The following is a 4,819-nucleotide window of genomic DNA, read 5'->3' on the forward strand; positions in this document are numbered from 1 at the left end:
TGGGATGCGTTGGAGTCGCAAACCCAAGCAGGATAAGGCCTTTGCCTTACCTCAGGCCGGATCTACCCACCCGACACGCTTGATGAAGGACTAGCAGCGGCTGTTCGGTGAAAGCCGCACCGAACGGTCCCCATCGATGTCAGTACGCAACGGCGGCGTCGCCGAGTTGCGTGCCGAACACGGCGGCGCACCCTGGAACTGACCGGTACCCGCGAGTCGAGCCGGTGCCGGAAAACCGCAGCAGATCCACATCGGGAAAGGTGATCGGACATGGCGAACGAACTGCGCGGCCGCCGGGTGGCCATCCTCGCCGCCGACGGTGTCGAGCAGGTCGAACTCGAACAGCCGCGCCAAGCCGTGGAGCAGGCCGGTGCCGAGGCCGAACTGGTTTCGGTCCACGCCGGCCAGATCCAGGCGATGAACCACGACATCAACCCGGGCGACCAGTTCACCGTCGACCGGGAGATCTCCGATGCCTCGGCCGACGACTACGACGCGTTGATCTTGCCCGGCGGCACGATCAACCCGGACAACCTCCGGCGCGACGCACGCGCGGTGGAGTTCGTCCGGAGCTTCGTGGACTCGGGCAAGCCGGTCGGCGCGATCTGCCACGGGCCCTGGACGCTCGTGGAGGCCGACGTGGTGCGGGACCGCAAGCTGACGTCGTTCCACAGCATCCGCACCGACATCCGCAACGCAGGCGGCGAGGTCGTCGACGAGGAGGTCGTGGTCGACCACGGGCTCGTGACCAGTCGCAGCCCGCGCGACCTGTCCGCGTTCAACAGCAAGATCGTCGAAACCTTCGCCCGGGGCTCCTGATCGCTGCCGTTGCGACGAGCTGCCGGCGCTCGCAGGTGCTTCTGGTGCGAAGCAGCCGCGGGCGCCGGCAGTCGGATCAGTCGTGCACGATCACGCCGCGGATGTTCTTGCCGTCGCGGAGGTCCTGGTAGCCTTCGTTGACCTGCTCCAGCGTGTATCGCGTCGTGATCAGCTCGTCGAGCTTGAGTATCCCGGCGTCGTAAAGGCGCAGCAGCCGCACGATGTCGTACTGCGGGTTGGACGACCCGAACAGCGTGCCCTTGATGGTCTTCTCATTCAGCGTCAGGTCCGCGCCGGAGACGTGCACCGTGAGCTTCGCCGGATCGGCGAGGCCGGTGATGACGACGGTGCCGCCCTTGCCGATCGCCGCGGTCGCCTTCGACACCACGGTCTCGTCGACCTTCCCGACCAGGATCAGCGCCGCATCCGCGCCCTGACCCCAGGTCAGCTCGATGACCTTCGCCTGCGCCTCATCGGCGTCTGCGAAAGCGTGCGTGGCACCGAACTTCAACGCCGTTTCCCGCTTGAACTCGAGGGGGTCTACGACGACCACGTACTTGGCCCCCGCCTGCACCGCTGCCTGCACGGCGTTGATGCCCAGCCCGCCGATACCGTAGATGATCACGGTGTCACCGGCCCGGACGTCGCCAGCGTTGACCGCCGTGCCCCAACCGCTGGGCACCCCACAGCCGACCACCACCGCGGTCTCCAGCGGCAGCCAGTCGTCCACTTTGACCACCGAGTGCTGCGAGATCGTCGCCCGCTCGGAGAAGGTGCCCAGCATGCACATGGCACCGAAGTCCTGGCCCTCGCCGTGGAAGCGAAATGTCCCGTCGGGCATGGAGCCAACCAGGATCGTCGCGCCCATGTCGCACAGGTTCTGCCGGCCGGTCGAGCAGTAGCGGCAGGTGCCGCAGTTGGGGATGAAGCTGCACACCACGTGGTCGCCGGGCTTGACCTTGGTGACGCCGGGTCCCACTTCCTCGATGATCCCGGCGCCCTCGTGCCCGCCGATGATCGGATACCGAGGCGGCAGGTCGCCGTCGGTGAGGTGCAGGTCCGAGTGGCACAGCCCGGCCGCAGAGTACTTGATCAAGACCTCGCCCGGGCCCGGGCCGTCCAGCTCCAGCTCTACGATCTCGAACGGTTTGCCCACTTCCCGCAGGACCGCTGCCTTGGTCTTCACGTCTGAATTCCTCCGATCACAGCGCCACGTTGACTGCTTTGGTCTGGGGTGTATAGGTCGATCGCGTCCGGCCCCAACTCTCGCTCCCAACCGGACTACTTGAACCCTCCGAACGGACGCGCGGTGTCGAAACCGTTTCACTGGTTGATCCAAACAGAACCCGCCTTTAGCCGCATGGCGAGTGGTGCGCCATGGAGATGCCCCGGGTCCACACCGCCGGCTGCCAGCCCGTACACGCTGACGTTGGCGCAGGTGGCGACGCCCTGCTCGACGTTGAACGGCAATGCGGCCACCACCGGTCCGGAGATCACCTCGCGCATACGCTGAACTGCGGCTGCACGTCCACCAGCACCGGCGGTTCCACGAAGAATCCGCTGTCACCCCAGCGTTTGTGATCTCGGGCGCACGACCTGGTTTCCGCTCCGGTTCACCGGTTCCTCCCGGCAGTCAAATGCGCCGGCTCGCATGCCGGGGCGACCGGACCAGCAGCTCCCGACCGACCGCGCATCCGCCACGGCATTGCATTAACGAAAGTTAACGCAGGGTTATCTGTGACCCACGCCACCAAACAAGCGCGCGTTGGGTGCGGAAATGCAAAAGTCGATGCTGCGGATCGAATGCCCACAAGGCCTTCGCGAACCGCGGGGTCCCGGGGCACTACCCCCATCCGGGCGTGACGGATTGCGCCGAAGGACTCTACTGTCTGCGACGCTACTGCTGAGCATCGCTTTTCGGGAGGCAAAGGTGGCGACCGAGCAGCTGTCCTACGACTCGGGTGTTTCCGAGGTGCCGTTGTTGGGGGAAACGATCGGTGCCAATCTCGATCGGGCGGTGGCGAAGTTCGGGGATCGGGACGCGCTGGTGGAATGCGCCTCGGGGCGTCGGTGGACGTACCGGGAGTTCGGCGCGGCGGTGGACTCGCTGGCCGTCGGACTGCTGGATGCCGGGATCGGCAAGGGCAACCGGGTGGGGATCTGGTCGCCGAACCGGGCGGAGTGGACGCTGATCCAGTACGCCACGGCGAAGATCGGCGCGATCCTGGTCAACATCAACCCGGCGTATCGGGTGCACGAGCTGGAGTACGTGCTGAACCAGGCCGGGGTCCAGTTGCTGGTCTCCGCCCAGTCGTTCAAATCCTCCGACTACGCCGCGATTGTGGCGGAGGTCCGCCCGCAGTGCCCCGGCCTGGAGCAGGTGGTCTTCCTCGACACTCCGGAGTGGACTGCTCTCACGGCCAGTCCGGCAGATCCGGTCCGACTGGGCTGGGTCGGGCTGTCCACCGACGACCCGATCAATATCCAATACACCTCCGGCACCACCGGATTCCCCAAGGGCGCGACGCTGTCGCACCACAACATCCTCAACAACGGTTTCTTCGTCGGTGAGCTCTGCGGTTATACCGAGGACGACCGGATCTGCATCCCGGTGCCCTTCTACCACTGCTTCGGCATGGTCATGGGCAACCTCGCCGCCACCAGCCACGGCGCCGCCATGATCATCCCCGCTGCGGGCTTCGATCCCGCCGCGTCGCTGGCGGCGGTCGCGGCGGAGCGGTGCACGTCGCTGTACGGGGTGCCGACGATGTTCATCGCCGAGCTCGACCACCCGGACTTCGACTCCTTCGACCTGTCGTCGCTGCGCACCGGGATCATGGCTGGCTCGCCCTGCCCGGTGGAGGTGATGAAGCAGGTCATCGACCGGATGGGCATGGCGGAAGTCTCGATCTGCTACGGCATGACCGAAACCTCGCCGGTGTCCATGCAGACCCGCACCGACGACTCCCTGGAGCGCCGGGTTTCGACGGTCGGCCGGATCGGGCCGCACCTTGAGGTCAAGATCATCGACCCGGCCACCGGACTGACCGTGCCGCGCGGCACGGCGGGCGAATTCTGCACCCGCGGGTACTCAGTGATGCTCGGCTACTGGCAGCAAGCCGACAAGACCGCGGAGGCCATCGACGCGGCCCGCTGGATGCACACCGGCGACCTGGCGGTGATGGACGCGGACGGCTACGTCAGCATCACCGGCCGGATCAAGGACATGGTGATCCGAGGTGGCGAGAACATCTACCCCCGCGAGATCGAGGAATTCCTCTACACCCACCCCGACATCCTCGACGCCCAGGTCGTCGGAGTCCCTGACCAGCGCTACGGCGAGGAGCTGATGGCCTGGATCCGCATGCGCGAGGGCGCCGACGCCCTGACCGCGGAGGCGTTGCGGGAGTTCTGCACCGGCAAGCTTGCGCACTACAAGATCCCCCGCTACGTCCACGTCGTGGACGAGTTCCCAATGACGGTGACTGGGAAGATCCGCAAGGTCGAAATGCGCCAGACCGCCGAAAAACTCCTCAACCTCGACGAGCAGCGATGAGCGAAGGGCAAGGAGCCGGTCGTCAGTTCCGGCGGGGGCATGGCTTCTGGCTCGGATCCGTCGTCGCCTCGTCGCCGGATTTCTCGCTTCAAGATCGACGGGTGCCGCCAAGGCAGTGCCCTGCCGGGGTCCACAGCCGCTGCGCCCGCGCCCCGGCAGCACAGTAGGAGTAGATCACCTCGATCTCGGTCACCCCGCGCGGCACCTCGACCCGGAGGTAGAACCAGTCTTCGATGCCCGGTGCAAAATAATTTCGATCAATACTGAAACGATAGTGACTCTAAACGATAATGGAGCGGCTTGAACGCGGAACCCGCCGCAGGCGCGGCGGCGCTGCGGCGGGTTCCGGGGGCGGGAATCAGTAGCGGTAGTGGTCGGGCTTGTAGGGGCCATCGACGTCGACACCGATGTAGGCGGCCTGCTCCTTGGAGAGCTTGGTCAGCT

General features: G+C 66.0%; 5 protein-coding genes. 2 read left to right on the plus strand and 3 right to left on the minus strand.

The genetic code is table 11. The features are described 5' to 3' along the window. The first annotated feature begins 270 nt into the window (after positions 1–270). Positions 271–819 carry a type 1 glutamine amidotransferase domain-containing protein gene (locus tag ACWDKQ_RS35100; protein ID WP_450143062.1) on the plus strand — a complete coding sequence of 183 codons (549 nt, stop codon included), beginning with the start codon at positions 271–273 and terminating at the stop codon, positions 817–819. Positions 820–895: 76 nt separating this feature from the next. Here ACWDKQ_RS35100 and ACWDKQ_RS35105 read toward each other — a convergent pair whose 3' ends face one another. Together ACWDKQ_RS35105 and ACWDKQ_RS35110 are read right to left on the minus strand one after the other, a co-directional pair. Continuing rightward, a complete protein-coding gene (locus tag ACWDKQ_RS35105; protein WP_450143063.1) occupies positions 896–2,005 on the minus strand; it encodes an NDMA-dependent alcohol dehydrogenase in 1,110 nt (369 codons plus the stop codon). A gap of 137 nt (positions 2,006–2,142) precedes the next feature. Further along, positions 2,143–2,325 (minus strand): aldehyde dehydrogenase family protein, encoded by a 183-nt coding sequence (locus ACWDKQ_RS35110; protein ID WP_450143064.1) that lies wholly within the window; start codon positions 2,323–2,325, stop codon positions 2,143–2,145. Between the two features lie 424 nt (positions 2,326–2,749). On the opposite strand from ACWDKQ_RS35110, the gene ACWDKQ_RS35115 reads away from it, so the two are divergent. Further along, positions 2,750–4,375, plus strand: coding sequence for an AMP-binding protein (locus tag ACWDKQ_RS35115; protein ID WP_450143065.1), 1,626 nt, complete (start codon positions 2,750–2,752; stop codon positions 4,373–4,375). 358 nt (positions 4,376–4,733) lie between these two features. Here the strand turns inward: ACWDKQ_RS35115 and ACWDKQ_RS35120 are convergent. Further along, positions 4,734–4,819, minus strand: an 86-nt coding sequence (locus ACWDKQ_RS35120) for an adenosylhomocysteinase (protein ID WP_450138000.1), incomplete at its 5' end; no start/stop codon positions are given.

The organism is Saccharopolyspora sp. NPDC000995 (assembly GCF_053599315.1).

Coding starts and splice junctions, on each gene's coding strand:
- ACWDKQ_RS35100 (WP_450143062.1), top strand. CDS start 271: ATGGCGAACGAACTGCGCGGCCGCCGGGTGGCCATCCTCGCCGCCGAC.
- ACWDKQ_RS35110 (WP_450143064.1), bottom strand. CDS start 2,325: ATGCGCGAGGTGATCTCCGGACCGGTGGTGGCCGCATTGCCGTTCAAC.